Consider the following 21,576-nt stretch of genomic DNA (forward strand, 5'->3'; position numbering starts at 1 on the left):
TTTAGGAATAATCGGAGTGATCGTAATGATCTATCTCTTTTGGTACTTGTTTGAGGGGGGAGAACGATGAGTAGCTATTTTGTACAAGGCTTTTTATTTTTACTGATCTTACTAGCAGCAGCGGTTCCTTTGGGCTGGTATATCAAAGAAATCATGCAAGGAAAAACACCGCGGTTTGTCCGCTTTATTCAACCCATTGAACGGTTGACCTATCGAGTGATTGGTTCGGTCAGTAAAAAAGAAATGACCGCCAAAACCTATCTATTTTCCGTCTTGGCCGTCAGTGTCTTTTCCATCATCGGCTTGACCGGATTATTGATGGTTCAGCACTGGTTACCGCAAGGGGCAGCCGTTGAGAATATGTCCTTTGACTTAGCATTGAACACAGCCGTCAGTTTTGTGACGAACACGAACTGGCAAGCTTACGCTGGGGAAGAAGCACTGACCAATCTTTCCCAAGCATTAGGATTAACGGTGCAAAATTTCTTGTCAGCGGCAGTAGGACTAGCCGTATTGTGTGCCTTGATTCGTGGGCTGCAGCAAAAACAAAAACGTACGGTAGGGAATTTTTGGCAAGACATCACCCGTTCCTTGCTCTATATCCTTTTGCCACTTTCATTGATTTTAGCGATCTTGCTCCTGTCTCAAGGCGTCGTCCAAACGTTGAGCAGCGGCATGGAAGTCAATGGATTTGAGGGAGAATCCTTTTGGATGGCGCTCGGACCAGTAGCGAGTCAAATCGCCATCAAGCAATTAGGGACCAACGGCGGCGGGTTCTTTGGCGCCAACGCTGCTCACCCATTTGAAAACCCAACGATGTTCAGTAATTTTTTAGAAAACTTAGCGATCTTGTTGCTGCCAGCTGCTTTGATTTTTGCCTTTGGCTTTTGGATCAAAGAATGGAAGCAAGGACGTACGATCTTGATCGCCGCAACCGTCTTTTTGATCCTAGCTTTTATTGGCGTAGTGATCAGTGAAGCTTATGGACCGCAATTCAGTCAAGTGCTTGGGAATGCCAATCTAGAAGGCAAAGAAGTACGCTTCGGTGTCGGTTGGTCGAGTCTCTGGGCAGTGAGTACCACCGCTGCTTCCAGTGGATCAGTCAATGCCATGCTGGATAGTTTCACACCACTCGGGGGTGCGATTCCGATGTTCTTGATGCAGCTGGGGGAAATCATCTTTGGTGGTGTCGGAAGCGGACTTTATGGCATGATCGCTTTTCTATTATTGACGGTCTTTATCGCTGGTTTATTAGTCGGACGAACACCCGAATATATCGGCAAAAAAATCGAAGCTTTTGACATTAAAATGACGAGTATCGTTATTTTGACGCCATTGCTACTGACGCTTTTCGGGGCTATGTTGATGACCTTGCATCCTGACATCATGAGCTGGCTAACCAACCAAGGCGCCCATGGCTTTAGCGAACTGTTGTATGCAGCAACTTCCTTCAGCAACAACAACGGAAGTGCCTTTGGCGGCTTGACCGCAGATACTGTTTTCCTAAATAGTTTGGGTAGTATCTTGATGTTCGTTTCACGTTTCGTTCCCATCGCAGCCATTTTATATCTGGCAGAAAACATGGGGGCCAAAAAGAAAACCGTTCGTAATGAAGGAACCTTGTCAACCACGAGTCCAGTCTTTGTCACGATGCTGATCATTGTGATCATCGTGATCGGTGCACTAAGCTTTTTACCAGCGATGGCTTTAGGTCCAATCGCAGACTTCTTTACAACGAAATAGGAGAGAGAAAAAATGAAAAAAATCTATCAATGGGCGATCGGCGAATCCTTTAAGAAATTGGATCCTCGCCAACAAATCAAAAACCCCGTAATGTTTGTGGTTTACTTAGGGGCGATCTTGACAACGATTTTATGTTTTCAAGAACAAACGGTCCCGTTGTGGTTTAGCATCAGTGTGACCGTCTTCTTATGGTTGACCTTGTTGTTTGCCAATTTTGCCGAAGCAGTGGCAGAAGGGCGCGGCAAAGCACAAGCGGATAGTTTGAAGCAAGCCAAAAAAGAAATCATGACCTACAAAGTCATGTCCTTGGAAGATGTCGCCAAGGAGGCTTTTATCGAAGTCCGTTCCTCCGATTTGAAAAAAGGCGACTTGGTGTACGTTCCATCTGGCGAACAAATCCCTGCCGATGGGGATGTCGTGGAAGGTGCTGCTTCGGTGGACGAAAGTGCCATCACAGGAGAATCAGCCCCTGTCATTCGTGAGTCTGGTGGCGACCGCAGTGCAGTCACGGGAGGAACGTTAGTCGTTTCCGATTACTTGGTCATCAAAGTGACCGCTGAAAATGGTCATTCTTTTTTGGATAAGATGATTGCGATGGTGGAAGGGACACAGCGGAAAAAAACACCCAATGAGATTGGCTTGCAGCTGTTCTTAGTGACACTGACCATCATCTTCTTGGCTGTTTCCATCACATTAATTCCTTTTACCGATTTTAGCAGTCAGTTATCTGGTCGGGGAACGGCGATTTCCAGTGTGATCGTGATCGCTTTATTGATTTGTCTCGCACCGACCACGATCGGCGCCTTGATTTCCTCGATTGGGATCGCTGGAATGAGTCGTTTGACCAAAGAAAACGTCATCGCCATGAGTGGCCGCGCGATTGAAGCAGCAGGAGATGTGGATGTTTTGCTGCTGGATAAAACAGGAACCATTACTCTGGGAAACCGCCGTGCCAGTGAGTTCTTGCCGGTACCGGGGGTCACCGCCAAAGAGTTGGCAGATGCAGCGCAGTTGGCATCTTTTGCCGATGAAACGGCAGAAGGCCGCAGTATCGTGATTTTAGCCAAAGAAGCCTTCAATATTCGTGAACGGGAATTTCAGCAAGCCGATGTTCATTGGATCGATTTTAGTGCCAAAACACGGATGTCTGGGATCGACTATCGTGGTGATGAGATCCGTAAAGGAGCTGCGGATACGATCAAGCAATATGTGACGGCAAAAGGGCAGACCTATCCCACTGCGTGTGACGAGATCGTAGAAAAAGTCGCTAAGGCTGGTGGAACTCCATTGGTCGTAGTGAAAAATGGCCAAGTACTCGGAGTCGTTTATTTAAAAGACATCGTGAAAAACGGGGTTAAAGAAAAATTTGCCGACATGCGCAAGATGGGTATCAAGACGATCATGATCACTGGGGACAACCCTTTGACGGCAGCTGCTATTGCCGCCGAAGCGGGCGTCGATGATTTCTTAGCCGAAGCAACACCAGAAAACAAAATGAACCTGATTCGCGAATATCAGGAAAAAGGGCATTTGGTGGCGATGACAGGGGATGGAACCAACGATGCACCCGCACTCGCCCAAGCCGATGTGGCAATGGCGATGAACACTGGTACGCAAGCAGCCAAAGAAGCGGGCAATATGATCGACCTTGATTCCAGCCCTACCAAATTACTGCAAGTAGTCCAAATTGGTAAACAGCTGCTGATGACCCGTGGGGCATTGACGACCTTTAGTATCGCGAATGATATCGCCAAATATTTCGCAGTGATCCCTGTTCTGTTTTATGCGATTTATCCAGAACTCGCAGCGCTGAATATCATGAATCTTGGTAGTCCCTTAACTGCGATTTTGTCCGCAGTCATCTACAATGCAGTCGTGATCATCGCCTTGATCCCTTTGGCGTTAAAAGGGGTCAAATACCAAGAAAAACCAGCCAGCCAAATGCTGCGGCACAATCTGATCGTCTACGGCCTAGGCGGCATCATCGCACCATTCATTTGCATCAAGCTAGTAGATTTGCTTTTATCAGCTGTTCTGCTATAAGAAAAATCCATCAGAGTCAAGGAGTCATTTAGGAGGAAAACATGATGAAGAACACCCTCTTTGCCAGTATCAAATTTTTACTAGTTAGTACCGTGCTATTTGGCGGTCTCTATACATTGTTGGTCACCGGTATCGGTCAAGTCTTTTTTGCCCATCAAGCCAACGGCAGTCAAATCGTGGAAGATGGAGCGGTCAAAGGGTCTGAGCTAATTGCGCAACCCTTTGACCAAGCAGGTTACTTCCAAGGCCGTGATCAAACCGTTTCACAATTGTCGCCCTATGATCCGACCCAAAAAAAGACTGTAGCTGAGCGGACAGCGACGTTGCTGGCAGAAAACCCAACCCAAACCAGTGTGCCGATCGATCTCGTGACCGCTTCGGGTAGTGGCGTTGATCCTGATATCAGTGTCGAAGCGGCACTTTTTCAACTGCCGCGGATCGCTGACACAAGAGGCATCGATGAACAAACAATTCATGATATAATAAACAGGAATAAAGTAGCTGATTTGTTCTCCACGAGAGAATACGTCAATATCATGACCTTGAATCAGCAGCTCGATCAATTACCCGAGGAATAGGGGGAAGCATCTATGAGTAAAAACAACCAGCAGACGATCCCAGAAGAGATGCTGCTGCAAGCCGGATTTGGCCCTAAACGTGGCAAACTACGGGTGTTTTTCGGTTTTGCTGCCGGTGTCGGAAAAACCTATACGATGCTAACCGAAGCCCATGAGTGTTTGCTCATGGGCAAAAATGTGGTGATCGGCTATATCGAACCCCACAAACGTCCCGATACCAATCGATTGCTTGAAGGGTTACCACAAGTACCATTAAAGCAATACCAGCACAAGCAATTGACCCTATATGAGCCAGATATCGATCGACTGATCCAACTAAAACCAGATATCGTCTTGATCGATGAGTTGGCACATACCAATCCCATTGGTGCGCGAAACAAAAAACGTTACCAAGATGTCGATGAATTACTGAATGCAGGAATCACCGTCTACACGACCATCAATGTCCAGCATATCGAAAGTCTGAATGACATCGTGGAAAAGGTCACGGAAGTGGAAGTCAGAGAAACGGTCCCTGACACCTTTTTCCAGCACGCCAGCTTGCGGGTGGTGGATGTTGAACCAGACGAACTGATCGATCGATTGGAACAAGGAAAAATCTATGCCGATGAAAATGCCAAACGAGCGCTAAAAAATTTTTTTACGCCAGAAAAACTGGATCACTTACGTGGATTAGCGATCCAAAAAGCTTCCAATCATATCAATCAAATGAACGGCGGTAGAAAACGAGTCCAAAGCAAGCTTTTGACGATTATTGATGATCGCTTGCCGAAAATGGCAGAGAAATGCATTCGTTGGACCGCCCGCTTAGCCCAAGGAGTGGGGGCGGAATGGACAGTCATCCAAGTTCGATCGTTAGGTGATACACCTACCGAGGTGCCATTGGCAGAGCGTTTGGGAGCAGAAGTCATCAACATCGAAGCGGATGACAGTTTTGAGACAATCGTAGAGTATGCCAAAATGACGGGTGCCAGTGACATTATCATGGGGAAACAGGTTTCTCAGAAGTGGTTCCAAAAATTGTTTGTCGAGGATTTAGAAGACCGCTTGATTCGGCGCCTTGATGACATTGAGATCCATTTGATTCCTTTTAAAGAAAAAATGCAGCGACCACGGCTGACGTTTTCGCAATTATTTGAAGGCGGCGGTCGAGATTTCACCTTGACCTTTGGGCTGATCATGCTCGCCACCTTAGTGACAGAAGGCATGCAGTATCTGCATTTCGGTGAGCAGAACTTGATGCTCGTCTATATTTTCTTTGTTCTTTTAGTGGCACGTTACACGAGTGGCTATCTTTGGAGTGCCATGGCATCGATCATTAGTGTCCTTTCTTACAATTGGTTCTTTGTCGAACCCTTGTATTCCTTGACGGTCTATAAAGCAGGCTATCCAATCACATTAGTGATCATGCTGATCGTTGCCTTAATGATCAGTAACTTGATGGTTCGATTGAAGACTCAGGCAGAAAATGCCAAGGAAAAAGAGCATCAAATGGAGATATTGTATGAGTTGAACAAACAATACATGGAAACGCGGAATGAGCAAGACATTTATGAAAGTACGACCACCTATTTGGCACGCTTACTCCAGCGAGAAGTGGCGTTATATGACAGAGAAGGTCACTTGAGAAGTCTGCATTCTTCAAGAGAAACACTGTCTCAACTGACTGGCAAGGATGAGAAAGCCGTCGCTTTTTGGGTCGTGAAAAATCAAAAAGAAGCCGGTCGCGGCACAGATACTCTGATTGGTGCCAATGGATTTTACTTACCGATCGTTTTAAACGGCAAACCACTAGGCGCCCTTGGGGTAGAACGCAACGAGGAGCATCAGTTGGCCAATAGTCAATTGAATTACTTACGTTTAGTGATCACCCAAATCGCTACCGTGTTGGAGCAAGTCTCTCTGGCGAGTGAGAAAGAACAGATCCAATTGGAAAACGAACGGGAAAAAGTCCGCAGCAATCTACTGCGTGCGGTTTCTCATGACTTGCGGACGCCACTGACGACGATTTCTGGCATTGCCGAAACATTGAGCGAAACCGAAGGCGCGATCAAAAAGGAAACGAAACAAAAGCTGCTAGGAGATATCCAAAGTGAATCCCAGTGGTTGATACGCATGGTCGAAAACTTACTGTCGGTGACCCGCATCAATTTGACTAACATGGCGGTCAAGCGCAGTGAAGAACCAATCGAAGAAATTATCGAAGCGGTTTTAACGCACCTAAAAAAAGTCTATCCGCAACAAAAAATCATCGTGAAGATGCCCGATCAGCTGATTTTTGTCCAAGTCGATCCAATCTTGATCGAACAAGCTTTGTTTAATCTGATTGAAAATGGCGTTCGCCATGGAACCGCCGATACACCGATTTTCTTGCGAGTTTCTCAAGAGCAAGAAGTGGTCATTGAAATCGAAAACCAAGGGGAGATCCCCTTAGGACAATACCAAAAAATCCAAGCGAATTTGATCAATGACACCGAAGTGCCGGTGGATTCAAAAAATGGATTAGGTATCGGACTGAGTATCGTGAAAACCATCATCCATGCCCATGAAGGCAAATTAGCAATCGAAACGAAAGCAGGCAGTACGATCTTTCGTATTTATTTAAAGCAGTAAGGAGGGAGAACATGCAGCGACATTTTTTATTGATTGAAGATGATTCGAATATCGTTGATTTTATGGAGGTCGTCTTGCAAAGAGAGCATTACAACTTTACATCAGTCGGCACTGGCATGGAGGCATTGATGCTCTTGCAGGAAGAAACCATCGACTTCATCTTGCTGGATCTGGGCTTACCGGACATTGACGGCATGGAGCTGTTGAAAATCATTCGTAAGCGCATGAACACACCGATCATCGTGATCTCTGCCCGCAAAGATGAACAAGACAAAGTGCAAGCATTAGACCTCGGTGCCGATGATTATGTAACGAAGCCCTTCAGTACCAATGAATTATTTGCCCGTATCCGCACGGCACTACGACACAAGGAGTCAGCTGCCTTTAGCAGCAGCCCGATTCTCGTAAACAAGGAGTTAACGATCAATTTTGAGAAAAAAATCCTGTACAAGAATCAAAATGAGATCCATTTGACCAAAAACGAATACCGTATCATGGCAGTAATGTTCAAGAATTTAGGCAAAGTCGTCACTTACGATACGCTGACCAGTGAAGTCTGGGGACCTTTTGCAGCGGATGCACAAACCTTACGAGTCAATATCTCAAACATTCGCAAAAAAATCGAAACCAATACGCTGCAGCCAGAATATTTGATCACTGAAATCGGTGTTGGGTATCGCTTGCGGGAGTATCCAGCAGAGTAGCGGTCGTCATTGGAAATAAGGAGGAAAAACGTGCAGCGGCTCTTTGGTCGCTGCACGTTTCTATTTTTTGTTAATTGGGAAGAGACGTTGAACTGATTGCTTCTCCATAGATGATTTGAAACTGTAGGTAAACAAGTAGGTAGGTTGTTAACTAAAATTTCTTTTCATTCTGATCATTTTGTGTTTATATCATAGTATAAAGTAAAAAAGGAGAGTATTATGGCAGGAATTAGAGACGTCGCAAAACGAGCGGGTGTATCGATCGCAACTGTATCGAGGGTGCTCAATGAAGATCCTACGTTATCTGTCACGCAAGAAACAAAAAATAAGATCAATGAAGCCGTGGAATTTTTTCACTATAGTAAGAAGAAAGTACCTGTGAAAAAGGCAATGAATATTGCAGTGGTATCCACTGTTTCGGAAGAAGCTGAACTAGAAGATCCCTATTTTCGGGCGATTCGTCGTGGCATTCAAGCACAAGCAGAGCAAAATAAGTTTCGCATAAAAAAAACGTATTATATGTCTGAACGCCCCGTTGCCATTGAGGAGCTAAGAGAGTATCAGGGAGTCCTTGTCATTGGTCAAGTCTTGCCAACTTTTTTAGCAAAGATCGCAGCAGTCAATCCTCATATCGTTGTGATCGATGATCCATCTTTGTCTTCAGAATGGGAGGCGGTATATACGGATTTCTCTATAGCAGCAACCGAGCACTTAGAGCGTTTGTATAAAAAAGGGCATCGAAATATCGCTTTTATTGGGGGATATCGGGTACGTTTGGATGCATCCAGTGAGAAACATCAATCGCCAGATGATATGCGGATGAACACTTATGTGTATTGGATGAAAGAAAAAGGATTGGAAGAATACATCAATGTCTACCTAGAAGGATGGAACACATTAGACGGTATCAAAGCCACTGAGCAATTGCTTGAACAATGCAAAGAGAGCCTTCCTTCAGCTATTATGGTCGCCAATGATTCGATTGCAGTTGGTACATATCGCTCCTTGCAAAAACGTGGGTATCGGATACCAGAAGATATTTCAGTAGTCAGTTTCAACAATATCGAAGTTGCAGAATTTTTGACCCCGTCTTTAAGTACCGTTGCCATCGATATGGAAGAACTGGGAAAAATTGCTTTACGGATGGTAGAAGAGCGGATCAAAGGCATTCGTCAAGTACCTGTTAAAATCATGGTAGCCAGTAAGATGATCGTCAGAGAAAGTGAAAAAGAAAGAGATTAATGTTCGAGGTAAACACTTTAATGTGTTTACCTTTTTATTTTAGTTAAAAAGTATTGACAAATTTATTAGTAAACAGTATATTTGTTTTGTGAAAAGAAAGCGGATACATGAATCAGAACTAGAGGAGGAATGAAAGATGAATTGTTTCAAGAGAGTAACACTTGTTAGTTTGAGTCTTTTAGGAACTTTGGTTTTAGGAGCTTGTGGTAATGGCAACGGTGATAGTGGTGGTCAGGTCACGTTAAGTTATGCGAGTTGGGATACTGAACAAGCACCGGGGCTGCGAAAAATGCTTGATGCTTTTGAAGAACAAAACCCAGATATTAAAGTCGAAATGGAAACCACCCCATGGGATCAATATTGGGTGAAGCTTGAAGCTGCTACTACTGGAGGAAATATGCCTGATATTGTCACGATGCATTCAACTGAATCATACAAATATATGTCTCAATCGATGCTGATGGGTCTAAATGAATTGATTGCAGAAAATAACATTGACATGACAAACTTCACCGAAGGAATCGCAGAGTCTTATACGTATGAAGAAGAACTTTACGCGATTCCTAAAGATGCCTCCGTTATTGGATTGTGGTACAACAAAGAGCTCTTTGATCAAGCAGGAATTGCATATCCAGACGCAACGTGGACATGGGATACATTGAAGGAAGCAGCTGTTCAGTTAACAGATGAAGAAGCAGGTATTTATGGATTTGCTGCGGACAATTCAACAGAGGGGGGCTATTGGCCATTTATTTATCAAAATGGTGGAGAAGTCTTTATTGATGAGAATACGAAATCGGGAATGAATAGCGAAGAAGTACAAGAGGCATTAAGATATTATATTGATTTTTATCTAAATGATCAGTCATCACCTTCAGCGAAAGAATTGCAAGATACGAATAAAGTGGGTCGTTTTCAAGCAGGAAGATTGGCGATGATCGTGGAGGGCAACTGGCAAACACCAGGTTTTTTAAAGAATGAATACTTGGCTGAACATGAGGATGTTGCCGTTTTACCTAAAGGAAAAGAAAATGCGACGATCACAAATGGTTTAGGTTGGGCAGCTAGTGCCAATACCAAGCATCCTGAAGAAACAAAAAAATTATTAGCATTCTTGGCAAGTGAAGAAGCCAACCAAATTCAAGCAGAAACAGGGGCATCGATCCCAGCGCTAAAAGGATTTGAGGAAGTTTGGGCAAGTTCTGCGGATACTTTCAATTTAAGTGTTTTTGCAGAAATGCTAGAGTATGGCGTGCCTCGTCCCTATAACAAAAATGGCTTGAATGCGGAAAAAATAGAGACAGAAATTATGAACCGGGTATTTTCTGGAGAATTAAGTGTCGAGGAAGGGACTGCACAGATTGCGGAAGAAGTTGATGCAATTTTAGCTGAAAGTAATTGATCAAAACGGAAAATTAGCTAATCAACTCACCTAAACAAAAGGAGACCTCTATGAAAAATCGTATGCTTGGAAATTACCAGAAAGACCACCTTTTCTGGGGATACTTATTTATTCTCCCAACAGCAGTCGGATTGATTTTATTGAATATTTGGCCAGCGATCCAAACAATCATTCTAAGTTTTCAACGAACAATTGGTTTTGGTAACACCGAGTGGATCGGCTTAGCCAACTATCAGAAACTTTTGACGGATCGAGAGGTGTTGCAATCCTTGATCAATACCTTGATCTATGCAGTGGTATCAATTCCATCAATCATAGTGTTATCACTTTTAGTCGCGGTCCTAATGAATAAGAAAATCAAAGGCGTGTCGATTTATCGAACGATTTATTTTCTACCTGTAGTTGCAGCCCCCTCTGCAGTCGCCATGATCTGGCGTTGGATGTTCAATGATGATTATGGATTAGTCAACGAGCTATTATCAAAAATTGGTCTAACGGGTCCTGCATGGCTTAGCGATCCGAATGTTGCGATTTATTCCGTCATTATTGTCGGCATATGGAGTGCTATTGGCTACAACATGGTGCTTTTCTTAGCGGGGCTACAGGAGATTCCCAAAGATTATTATGAGGCAGCCGATATCGATGGTGCTTCTTCATGGCAACAATTTTTTCAAATCACTTTACCTCTTGTGACACCAACGCTATTCTTTGTCGTGGTCACAACGGTTATCAATGCCTTTCAAGTATTTGATGTGATTTTTATGATGATCGCACCTTCAAGTGAGGCAATGCTGAAGACACAATCATTAGCATACTTGTTTTACAAACATTCCTTTATTTTAAATGATAAAGGGTATGGTTCAGCAATCGTCGTCTTTCTTCTATGTATTATTTTGCTGATCACAGCACTACAAATGAAGTTGCAAAAAAAATGGGTCAACTACTAAAAGGAGGTTTCTTGATGCAACGAATTAGCAAGAATTGGCTTATCCATCTACTTTTGATCAGTGGCGGAATAATTATGGCATTGCCTTTTGTATGGATGATTCTGACTTCTGGAAAAACACTTGTTGAATCGACTCAGATTCCACCAACATGGTTTCCTAAATCCTTTCAACTTTCAAATTATCAGGCAGTTTTAAATCTTTTACCCTTTGGTGCCTTCTATCTCAATACTTTTTTGATGGTCATTGGACGTGTGATCGGTTCCGTTTTATTTTCAGCGATGGCAGCATATGCCTGCGCACGCTTGCGCTTCCCTGGACGAGATCTTTTTTTTGCTCTAGTCCTTATCCAAATGATGATTCCCGCATCAATCTTTATCACACCCCAATATTTATTAGCGCAAAGATTAGGAATTCTAAATTCAGTACCGGCATTGATATTGCCAGGTGTTGTCAGCGCTTTTGGAACCTTTTTACTTAGACAGTTTTTTCTAGGCTTACCAAGTGAGCTGGAGGAAGCAGCCCACCTTGAAGGAGCAAATGTATGGACGATCTTTTTCAAAATCATGCTGCCATTGGCGAAATCCGGGTTGATCGCACTAGGTATTTTTACAACCCTCTTTGCTTTCAAAGATTTAATGTGGCCACTGATCGTCAATACATCAATTCGACAAATGCCATTGGCAGCAGGGTTAGCCAATCTTCAGGGACAATATGCGACCAATTTCCCACAATTGATGGCAGGCTCGCTACTAGCGATTTGGCCCATGGTTGCTGTCTTTATCATTTTTCAACGTAAATTTATTGAAGGAATTGCCACTACTGGCGGTAAATTATAAAAGAATGGAGCAATAGAAAATGACAAAAATCACCTTTATCGGAGCAGGAAGCACTATTTTCGCTAAAAATGTTCTAGGAGATTCAATGTTGACCCCGAGCTTAGCAGATTCCCACATCGCCCTTTACGACATCGATGAGAAACGACTTCGTGAATCCGAGGCAATGTTAAAGACGATCAATAAAAATGCCAATCAAAACCGAGCAGCAATACAGGTCTATCATGACCGCAAAGAAGCACTAAGAGATGCCGACTTTGTAGTAAACGCCATTCAAGTAGGTGGCTACAAACCTTCCACCGTCATTGACTTTGAGATACCGAAGAAATATGGCTTACGCCAAACAATAGGTGACACGATGGGCATTGGCGGAATATTTCGGACGTTGCGTACGTTACCAGTCATGTTGGAATTTGCTCGAGAAATGGAGGAAGTTTGTCCAAATGCATGGTTGCTGAATTATACGAACCCGATGGCGATGCTGACGATGGGGGTATTGAAAGCAACATCCATCAAAACGGTTGGGCTTTGTCATAGTGTGCAAGTATGTGTTCCAGAATTATTCGAGCATTTAGGGATCAAAGAACAATATGATCTGGCTGACTTCCAGTGGAAAATTGCTGGGATCAATCATATGGCATTTTTATTGGAAATTACCAAAGATGGGGAAGATTTCTATCCAACGATCCGTCAGTTGGCTGAAGAGAAAGAAAATCCCCACCGTGATTCAGTCCGCTTTGAATTGATGAAACGTTTTGGCTATTATATTACAGAATCTAGTGAGCACAATGCCGAGTATCACCCTTATTTCATTAAATCAAAATACCCAGAATTGATCGACGAACTGGGGATTCCGTTGGATGAATATTTAACCCGTTGCGAAAATCAGATTCGCGATTGGGAAACGATGCGGGAGGATATCGTCGATAATGGCGATTTGACCCATAAGAGAAGTCGGGAATACGCCTCTTATATCATGGATGCCATTAAGACTGGCAATCCAACCGTTATTGCTGGAAACGTATTGAATAAAGGCTTGATCACCAATTTACCAGAGGATGTCTGTGTGGAAGTTCCATGTTTGGTGGATAAGAACGGCATCCAACCAACCTACGTCGGCGCTTTACCAACGCAGCTTGCTGCATTGAACCGAACCAACATCAATGTGCAAGAATTGACTGTCGAAGCAGCGTTGACCCTTGAGAAAGACAAAATTTATCAAGCAGCTTACCTCGATCCTCATTTATCATCAGAACTATCATTGGCAGACATTACCCAATTAGTCGATGATTTGATCGAAGCCCATGGGGATTATTTACCAGATTATCACTGATAAAAAATGGACGCGCATTTTTTTACGAATACTGATAGCGCCAACATTTCTTTGGTTTTTTTGAAAAGATATGGCAAAAGAGTTGTTGACAACCAAATTGGTCAAAGCTATAATCGGACTTAGGATTGCTACTGAAAAGGCGACACCGACAAAATATACACTAGCTTATTTATGCTCGGAGTGTATATTTTTGTCGGTTTTTTTGTCTGTTTGAAGGGGGGAGAAAAGATGAAACCAATCACGATCTACAATAACAATGCCGTCCTCGTGGAGGATAATGGCACAGAATGTGTAGTGATTGGCAACGGTGTTGGTTTCGGTGTAAAAGGCAGTGGGGTGATTGATCAAACGAAAATTGATAAAAAATATGTCTTAGATGCAGAATTTACCCAAAACAAATTTGGGTCGCTGATGGCAGGAATGGATGAACGGCATGTGATTCTGACCGCCAAAATTATTGAAGAAGCAGAAAAGGATCTTGCGCGAACATTTGATTCCAGCATCTATCTATTTCTTGGTGATCACATTAATTACGCAATTGAGCGTAATCTTAAAGGAGAAGCGATCACCAATGACTTAATGTGGGAAATCAAAAAATATTACCCACGAGAATTTGCAGCAGCAAAGCGGTCGTTGCAGTTTATTGAACGATCAGAGAAAATTCGTTTTATTGAAGATGAAGCTGGCTTTATAGCCCTGCATTTTGTAAACGCTAGCTCAAGTTCACGATTTAAAAATGAGACGATTTTTACGACAAAAGTAATTGCAGAGATTGTTCAGATCGTGGAGTATGATTATGGGATGAAGTTGGATGAGACGTCCATGAACTATGATCGATTCTTGACCCATATACGCTATTTTGTAAGCCGAATTTTTTCAGAAAGTAAAGAAGTAAAAGATGAAGCTGATTTATTGCAACATGTGAAGCAATTATATCCGAAAGCTTACGAAACTGGCTTGAAAATCAAGAAGCATATTGCTGGTCAATATAAAGTGAAAATTACAGATTCAGAATTGTTATATTTTGTCATTCATATCAATCGAGTGACCACAAGAGAACTAGATTAAATGTTTTGTTACCGAATGGGCAAGACCAAATAAAGATTGAGCCAAATATGGGCTTAGTTTTTATTTGGTCTGTTTTATTTATAAGGAGGAAAAAAATGACTAAGTATCAAGAGCTTGCACAGAATATCGTTGAAAATATTGGTGGAACGTCAAATATTGAGTCTGTAACGAATTGCATGACACGGTTACGATTCGTATTAAAAGATAATTCAAAAGTCAAAGAAGATCATCTTAAAGCAACACCAGGTGTTCAAGGAACAGCCTTAAAAGGCGGACAATATCAGGTAATTATTGGAACAGATGTAGCAAATGTTACGGAAGAAATCAACAAAATGGGGGACTTTGGAAGTGATTCTTCAGAACCAACGTCACCGAAAGAAGAAAAAGTCATCAATCGAGTTTTAGGAGCGATCACCTCAATTTTCCAACCGATTATTCCAGCAATCTGTGGGGCAGGAATGTTAAAAGCTGTTTTAGCTTTACTTGTTTTCTTTGAAGTATTAAATGCTGAAGCTCAAACGTATCAGCTATTAAGTTTACTAGCCGATTCAGCATTTTATTTTCTTCCAGTAATGTTAGCTGTAACAAGTGCACAATACTTTAAAGCAAATCCATTTTATGCAGCGGTTTTAGGCGCTATGCTGATTCACCCAGCTTTTACTGCTATGGTTGCAGCTGGTGAACCTATTTCATTTGCAGGTCTTTCTGTCAGAGCTGTATCCTATGGTTCGGCAGTTGTACCGCCAATTTTGATTGTATGGGCAATGGCGCACATTGAACGTTTAGCAAAAAAAATATCGCCTAATCCTGTGAAGATTTTTCTGGTCCCATTATTGGTTTTCTTGGTTACGGCTCCGTTAGCTTGGATCATTATCGGTCCACTAGGAGCATTAGTTGGTGATGTGTTATTAGTAGTCTTTGAATTCTTCAATGAACAAGCACGCTGGGTTTTACCAGTCCTGATGGGGGCGTTCACCCCATTTTTCGTCATGACAGGGATGCATTACAGTTTTATGCCTGTTCAACTAGCACAATATGCCACATTGGGCTATGGAACGTTATTAGGACCGGGAATGTTGGCATCAAATATTGCTCAGTCGGGTGCTTCACTGGCAGTAGCATTAAAAACCAAAGATAAAGTGATGAAGCAAACGGCTTTTTCGGCTAGTACTACAGCGCTATTTGGAATCACCGAACCTGCTTTGTATGGGGTGACGATGAAACTAAAAACGCCTTTATGGGTCGTGGTAGCCTCTGGAGGAGTAGCTGGTTTATGGGCAGGTTTGACCAACATGCGAACTTATGCATCAGCAACTGCAGGTGTTTTGGCGTTGCCAGTCTATTTAACGGATGATCTGTCAAATATCGTTAACGCAGTGATTTGTATTGTTATTGCATTCGCAATGTCCTTTGCACTTACTTTGTTTTTTGTGAATGCAGAAGGAAAGAAAAAAGCAGTAGTGTCTTCACAAAGTCAAACGTTAAATCCGAATCAGGTTGCTGAACCACTTCGACCATTACGGACACCTTTAGAGATCAGCAGTCCTTTGGCAGGGGATCGGTTGGCGACTCATGAAATTCCTGATAGTGTATTTGCCAATGAGATTATGGGGAGAACAGTGGCTATTCAACCTAAAAACGGTCAAGTAGTTGCCCCATTTGATGGTGAAGTAGTGACGATTTTTCCCACCAATCACGCAATTGGGATCAGAAATAAGCAAGGAGTTGAGCTGTTGATCCACATTGGGATCGATACGGTCGAACTTGATGGCAAAGGTTATACTGCAGCAATCAAAGTAGGAGATACCTTTAAAAAAGGCGATTTGCTAGTGACTTTTGATCCAGAATATATTACTAGTCAAGGATATTCAACAGTGACACCGATCGTAGTGACAAACACAGCAGATTTTACAGACGTTATTGTCCATTCTGAGGATGAAACCATCAAGCAGGGTGATGTTTTAGTATCGATTTTTGAATAAAGAGGGGACAAACATGGCAAAATTTCCAGAAACTTTTTTATGGGGTGGTGCGATTGCCGCCAATCAAGCAGAAGGTGCCTTCAACGAGGATGGCAAAGGACTTTCCATTCAAGATTTTTTATCAAATGGAGTCACAAAGCCACTAGATCCTGAACTAAATCTACAAAACTTAAAACTAGAAGGCATCGATTTTTATCATCGTTATCGAGAAGATATTCAAATGTTCGCTGAGATGGGCTTTCAAGTCTTACGATTCTCGATTGCTTGGACACGAATTTTCCCTAATGGCAATGAAGAAAAACCAAATGAAGCTGGATTGCAGTTCTATGAAGAGGTGATCGATTGCTGCTTATCTCATGGGATCGAACCGCTAATTACACTTTCTCATTATGAAACACCTTATTTCCTTACAAAAAGTTACGATGGTTGGCGTAATCGGGCATTGGTAGACTACTTTAATCGTTTTTGTCGGACTGTGTTTACTCGTTACCAAGGGAAAGTGAAATATTGGTTAACTTTCAATGAAATCAATGCGCTTTGGAATTTTCCCTTAATGGGAGCAGGAGTGATGACAAAAAAAGATTGCTTATCTAAGCAAGATCTCTTTCAAATAGCACATCACGAGCTTGTTGCCAGTGCCCAAGCAGTCAAAACCGCCCATGAAATTGATCCACAGATGCAGGTAGGGAATATGGTGTTAGGGATCTATAATTATCCGATGACTTCAAACCCGAAAGACACCTTGGCTGTTTTGGAGGCGGATAAAAACTTAAACTATTTTATGGATGTTCAAGCTCGTGGATATTATCCTGATTGGATCAAAAGAGAATGGCAGAGGTATAATGCAACTATCGAGATGGAACCTGACGATCTCGAATTATTGAAAAATACCGTTGATTTTATATCGTTTAGTTATTATATGTCCCTATGTGTTTCTGCTACGCCTGAAAAGTACCAACAGGGAAAAGGAAATATGACAAACGTTCTAAAAAATCCCTACCTTGATGAAACGGAGTGGGGATGGGAGATTGATCCAGACGGATTACGTATTCTCTTGAACCGTTTTTCGCATCTCTATCAGTTGCCACTTTTTATCGTTGAAAATGGTTTAGGTGCTGTTGATCAGTTAATTGAAATTGACGGAGAATTAACCGTTGTTGATGATTATCGCATCAATTATTTAAATGATCATCTATCAGCCGTTGCTAAAGCCATCGATGATGGTGTCAATGTATTGGGTTATACCATGTGGGGGTGTATTGATTTAGTAAGTGCTTCGACCGCAGAGATGAAAAAGCGTTATGGGTTCATTTATGTAGACCGAAACGATGATGGAACTGGTTCACTTAAACGGTATCGAAAAAAATCCTTTGATTGGTATCGCGAAGTGATTGTCACCAATGGGGGAACCATTGGTTGAAATACCGCTAGTAAATAAAGAAAGCATTGCCGATCCAGCAAATGGAAGGCAATGCTTTTTGTCGTTTACTGTATTCATTGATTCGACGGGTAAGCCGATCAGCGGTTATGGTCGTACGATTGATCAAAAGGGGAAAAAGAAGGTGAAAAAAAGCAGCATCAACGATGCCACTCCATGGTGTTTTCGATTTCATTGGTATCAGAGTCCAGTTGTTCAGAAACGATGGTAAAGCCATGTTTGAGATAAAACGCAATAGCAGCTGTATTTTTTTGGTAGACGTTCAGAGTCAGCTTCTCGTGTTCTGCTTGTACTTTTTGTAAAAGCTGCTTGCCAATGCCGTGGGCACGATGGTCTTTCAAAACGAAAATACCAGCGATATACTCATCCAACATCCCGATGAAGCCGACGGGCTGATCATCCACCAAATAGGTGTAGATAAGGGCATCGGCAAAGGCTTTTTTCACAAAGTCATAGTTATCTTGCCAATGGGCAGCTGAGATAAAGTCATGGGCTTCCAAATTGCTTTGCAGCCAAATCTGGGCGATAGTTTCTAATTCAGCAGCGGTAAATTTGGTCACTTGTTGTATCATGAGAGCCTCCGTTTTTTAATCCAGTATAGCATAGGTCCACTGCTGATTACTGCAAATCGCGGCATTTTCATAGGCAATCGGACAGGAGATGAACCAATTGATAAGTAACGAAGGTTAAATGACGAAGAAAAGCAATCTTTTTCGGTGAAATATTCTAACAACTTTGTTTCAGCTAGATGTCAATTTCTTGCAGCCAGATGTTATTTGTGTGAAAACAGCCCCAAGAGTGACATCTTTCGGTATGCTAGAGAAAGCGATAAGACACATCTAGTTAAGGAGAAAAAATGAAAAAGACACTTTTGGTTGCAAGTTCACTTGTTTTGCTGACGCTGCCTGTCGTGACGGTATCCGCAGACAGCTTTGATCAGAAGATCCAGCAGCAAAATGAAAAAATCAATGACATAAAAAATGAATCCACCTCATTAGAATCACTGAAACGATCTACAGAGGCAGAGATTCAATCGATTGAAGGAGAAATCCAAGCAATCCTACAAAAGAAAACGGCGACGGAAGAAGAAGTCAATGCCTTGGCACAAGAGATCCAAGTCCTTGAAGAGAAAATCATCAAGCGCACAGAAGTACTGGCGAATCAAGCGCGTGACATTCAAACGTCGGAACCTTCCAATCGTTTGTTCCAAAAAATCGTTGATGCGGAATCCATCGGAGAAGCCATTCAACGGGCGATCGCTTCTGTAACGATCATGAATGCCAGCAATAGCATTGTCGAACAACAGCAAGAAGATATTGCAACAAGCCAGAAATTGGAAAAAGAGTTGCAGGAACAATTGGTTGCAATCGAAGAGCAGTCAAACGCATTGCAAGGAAAACAAGCGGAATTAGCTGATGTCAAGTTGAATCAAGAAGTTGCACTAGCCGACCTTGCCTTGGCGTTGAACACCGAAGAAGAGAAAAAAGACCAATTGGAAGCAGACAAAGCAGAAGCACAACGGCAAAAAGAAGCAGCGTTGAAGCAACTGGCTGAGCAAGAAGCACAAGAAGCAAAAGCGCGCAAAGAAGCAGAAGAAGCAGCAAAACGTCAGCAAGCAGCAGAAGCCAAGTCAGCTGAAACCGCCGAAAGTCCTGCCGTTCAACAAGCAGCAGTGGCAGCAGCCCAGCCGAAGACGGAAGCCGCAGTGGCGCCAGAAACATCGGTGTCGTCAGAAAAAACTGCAGCTACGCCTGCACCTGTGCAGCAAGCAGCTGAGCCAAAGGAACAAGCAAGCACAGGTGGATGGCAAATGCCAGTCGATTCGGTTCATATTTCGAGTCGTTTTGGGTATCGAACAGATCCAACAGGTGCATCAGGAAATCAACATAATGGCATCGACTTTACTGGGGGGACAGGAACGCCGATCTATGCGATCCAAGCAGGCGAAGTCGTTGAAGCGGGCTATGGTCCGTCAACTGGTAACTATGTGATCATCAAACATGCCAATGGCGTTTACAGCTACTACATGCACTTTAGTACGCTGCCAGCTGTCTCGGTCGGACAAAGCGTCTCAGCTAGACAATATGTTGGCGGTATGGGAACGACTGGGAATTCAACTGGCGTCCATCTACATTTAGGGATGTCAACAAGCTTATGGTCAGGATTCTTTGATCCGGCGCCAGAATTAGGCTTATAATAGTCAGAAAAACGGCTCTTTGTCAATAAGGACTGATGAGTTGTGCAAAATCAAATCTGGGTCAGAATGAACCACATTCTGGCTCAGATTTTTTGTTATCTTACATTGATTAATTTATTGATCAAAAAGATTCTAATTCTCATGTTCTCGAATGATTTAAATCCGTAGGATACTCGTTTCATTGTCTTTATGTGGGTATTCTTCGCTTCTATTTTTCCATTGGAATAAGGATAGATCATTGCGTTGGTGATGCCTTCTTCATAGGTCAGAAGGTTTTGAAGCTTCTCCCGAAAGCCGTCATCTAACGTTTTGGGAAGTTCTGCCAATATGCAGAAAAATAAGTCAGGGTCTTTGTCTCGAAAGGCTTCAACTAATTCATGAAAAAAGGGATACGCCTCCTTCAGGGGCGTAGAAAACTCAAGCAATCGATCAATCATCATTGCTTCAGTAAGAAATGGGTATTTTGGTGCTCGGAAACTTTTCCATGTTTTGTATTCATAATGGTTGATGTTTGCACGATTTTTTAGCAAAAAGCGCCAGTTCTTTTTCAGTTTTTCTGCCTGGCTTTTCTGTCCTGCTTTACGAAGTTCATTCATTTCACGGATACGCAACTCATTGAACGCTTGATTCATGTGTTTGACAATATGAAACCGATCAATCACTACTTTCGCATTTGGCAGAACACGTTTGGTGAGCTGGAAGTAGGCGGCGTTCATGTCTGTCACCAAGAATTCTACTTCTTCTGGATTGGTACAACCTAAGAAATAGCTTGTTAATCGAGGTAATTTACGCGTAGGCAAAACATCTATTAATTTTCCTGTTTCGCCATCTGCGCAAATAAAGCTCATTTTATCTTCTATGGAAGCATGCGAACGAAATTCATCAACCATCAATACTCTGGGGAGAATCTTCTTGGATTGCTTTGGTAAATAGCTTTTAAACTCTTTCAATGTACGAATAACGGTGGTCAAAGATACCTGACAGCTTTTCGCAATAAAAGATAAAGATACTTTTTCAGTCAGTAAAGAAGCAATTTTATATCTAACATGATTTGCGATTGAATGTCTGGGTTGGACAAAATAACTTTGAGCAGTCCAATGGGTTCGGCAGTTTTTACAGGTATAGCGCTGCTTTTTTAGGCGCATAACCAAAGGCATATGATTGTATTGTTCAAAACGGACAATCGTTTCCTTCTTCCCATTTTTCACTATAATTGCTTTCCCGTTTCCATCTACCACAGTAGAACCACAACTTCTACAAGCACGAGGAGTAGGCGAGAGAACAGCATCGACGACCAACGTCTTTTTCTTCTGAAGGGTCTCGTAAGAGACCTCTGTAATCATCAAATCTTTCTCTATTATTCTCAGCATTTTTTTGATAGAATCATTCATATAGCATATCGTCCTCTCAGTTGTTTATTTTGTGGTGATTTAATCATACTAGAGAACGATAT

16 protein-coding genes are annotated in these 21,576 nt (G+C 42.5%); 14 read left to right on the forward strand and 2 right to left on the reverse strand.

Annotated features, from left to right (window positions below; translation table 11 throughout):
* Positions 1-66: 66 nt before the first annotated feature.
* From kdpA to IGK61_RS06105, 13 genes are all read left to right on the forward strand, one after another.
* Positions 67-1,743 carry a potassium-transporting ATPase subunit KdpA gene (kdpA, locus tag IGK61_RS06045; protein WP_074535102.1) on the forward strand — a complete coding sequence of 559 codons (1,677 nt, stop codon included), beginning with the start codon at positions 67-69 and terminating at the stop codon, positions 1,741-1,743.
* Positions 1,744-1,755: 12 nt separating this feature from the next.
* Entirely contained in the window at positions 1,756-3,786 is a 2,031-nt protein-coding gene (gene kdpB / locus IGK61_RS06050) for a potassium-transporting ATPase subunit KdpB (protein WP_074535103.1), read from the forward strand.
* 41 nt (positions 3,787-3,827) lie between these two features.
* A complete protein-coding gene (locus IGK61_RS06055) occupies positions 3,828-4,364 on the forward strand; it encodes a potassium-transporting ATPase subunit C (protein ID WP_074535104.1) in 537 nt (178 codons plus the stop codon).
* Positions 4,365-4,376: 12 nt separating this feature from the next.
* Positions 4,377-6,977: a sensor histidine kinase gene (locus tag IGK61_RS06060; RefSeq protein WP_074535105.1), complete on the forward strand. Its 2,601-nt coding sequence runs from the start codon at positions 4,377-4,379 to the stop codon at positions 6,975-6,977.
* Positions 6,978-6,988: 11 nt separating this feature from the next.
* A complete protein-coding gene (locus IGK61_RS06065) occupies positions 6,989-7,681 on the forward strand; it encodes a response regulator transcription factor (protein ID WP_074535106.1) in 693 nt (230 codons plus the stop codon).
* A 219-nt stretch (positions 7,682-7,900) separates the two neighbouring features.
* The gene (locus IGK61_RS06070) at positions 7,901-8,923 is read left to right on the forward strand and encodes a LacI family DNA-binding transcriptional regulator (RefSeq protein WP_074535107.1); all 1,023 of its coding nucleotides are present in this window, start codon (positions 7,901-7,903) and stop codon (positions 8,921-8,923) included.
* 136 nt (positions 8,924-9,059) lie between these two features.
* The gene (locus tag IGK61_RS06075) at positions 9,060-10,325 is read left to right on the forward strand and encodes an ABC transporter substrate-binding protein (protein WP_074535108.1); all 1,266 of its coding nucleotides are present in this window, start codon (positions 9,060-9,062) and stop codon (positions 10,323-10,325) included.
* Positions 10,326-10,375: 50 nt separating this feature from the next.
* Positions 10,376-11,272 carry a carbohydrate ABC transporter permease gene (locus IGK61_RS06080; protein WP_074535109.1) on the forward strand — a complete coding sequence of 299 codons (897 nt, stop codon included), beginning with the start codon at positions 10,376-10,378 and terminating at the stop codon, positions 11,270-11,272.
* A 14-nt stretch (positions 11,273-11,286) separates the two neighbouring features.
* Positions 11,287-12,108 (forward strand): carbohydrate ABC transporter permease, encoded by an 822-nt coding sequence (locus IGK61_RS06085; protein WP_008378727.1) that lies wholly within the window; start codon positions 11,287-11,289, stop codon positions 12,106-12,108.
* A 19-nt stretch (positions 12,109-12,127) separates the two neighbouring features.
* A complete protein-coding gene (locus IGK61_RS06090; protein WP_438844765.1) occupies positions 12,128-13,438 on the forward strand; it encodes an alpha-glucosidase/alpha-galactosidase in 1,311 nt (436 codons plus the stop codon).
* Between the two features lie 228 nt (positions 13,439-13,666).
* Entirely contained in the window at positions 13,667-14,506 is an 840-nt protein-coding gene (locus IGK61_RS06095; protein ID WP_074535111.1) for a PRD domain-containing protein, read from the forward strand.
* A 95-nt stretch (positions 14,507-14,601) separates the two neighbouring features.
* Entirely contained in the window at positions 14,602-16,488 is a 1,887-nt protein-coding gene (locus tag IGK61_RS06100) for a beta-glucoside-specific PTS transporter subunit IIABC (RefSeq protein WP_074535112.1), read from the forward strand.
* 13 nt (positions 16,489-16,501) lie between these two features.
* The gene (locus IGK61_RS06105; RefSeq protein WP_074535113.1) at positions 16,502-17,908 is read left to right on the forward strand and encodes a glycoside hydrolase family 1 protein; all 1,407 of its coding nucleotides are present in this window, start codon (positions 16,502-16,504) and stop codon (positions 17,906-17,908) included.
* 158 nt (positions 17,909-18,066) lie between these two features.
* Here the strand turns inward: IGK61_RS06105 and IGK61_RS06110 are convergent, their stop codons facing one another.
* Entirely contained in the window at positions 18,067-18,498 is a 432-nt protein-coding gene (locus IGK61_RS06110; protein ID WP_074535114.1) for a GNAT family N-acetyltransferase, read from the reverse strand.
* A 284-nt stretch (positions 18,499-18,782) separates the two neighbouring features.
* On the opposite strand from IGK61_RS06110, the gene IGK61_RS06115 reads away from it, so the two are divergent.
* Positions 18,783-20,123, forward strand: a complete 1,341-nt coding sequence (locus IGK61_RS06115; RefSeq protein ID WP_010747909.1) for a peptidoglycan DD-metalloendopeptidase family protein — start codon at positions 18,783-18,785, stop codon at positions 20,121-20,123.
* 95 nt (positions 20,124-20,218) lie between these two features.
* On the opposite strand, the gene IGK61_RS06120 is transcribed toward IGK61_RS06115, so the two are convergent.
* Positions 20,219-21,514: an ISL3-like element ISEfa11 family transposase gene (locus tag IGK61_RS06120; protein WP_074536952.1), complete on the reverse strand. Its 1,296-nt coding sequence runs from the start codon at positions 21,512-21,514 to the stop codon at positions 20,219-20,221.
* Positions 21,515-21,576 lie beyond the last annotated feature (62 nt).

The sequence above is a fragment of the Enterococcus sp. AZ063 genome (assembly GCF_051715045.1).
Taxonomy (GTDB): domain Bacteria; phylum Bacillota; class Bacilli; order Lactobacillales; family Enterococcaceae; genus Enterococcus_D; species Enterococcus_D casseliflavus.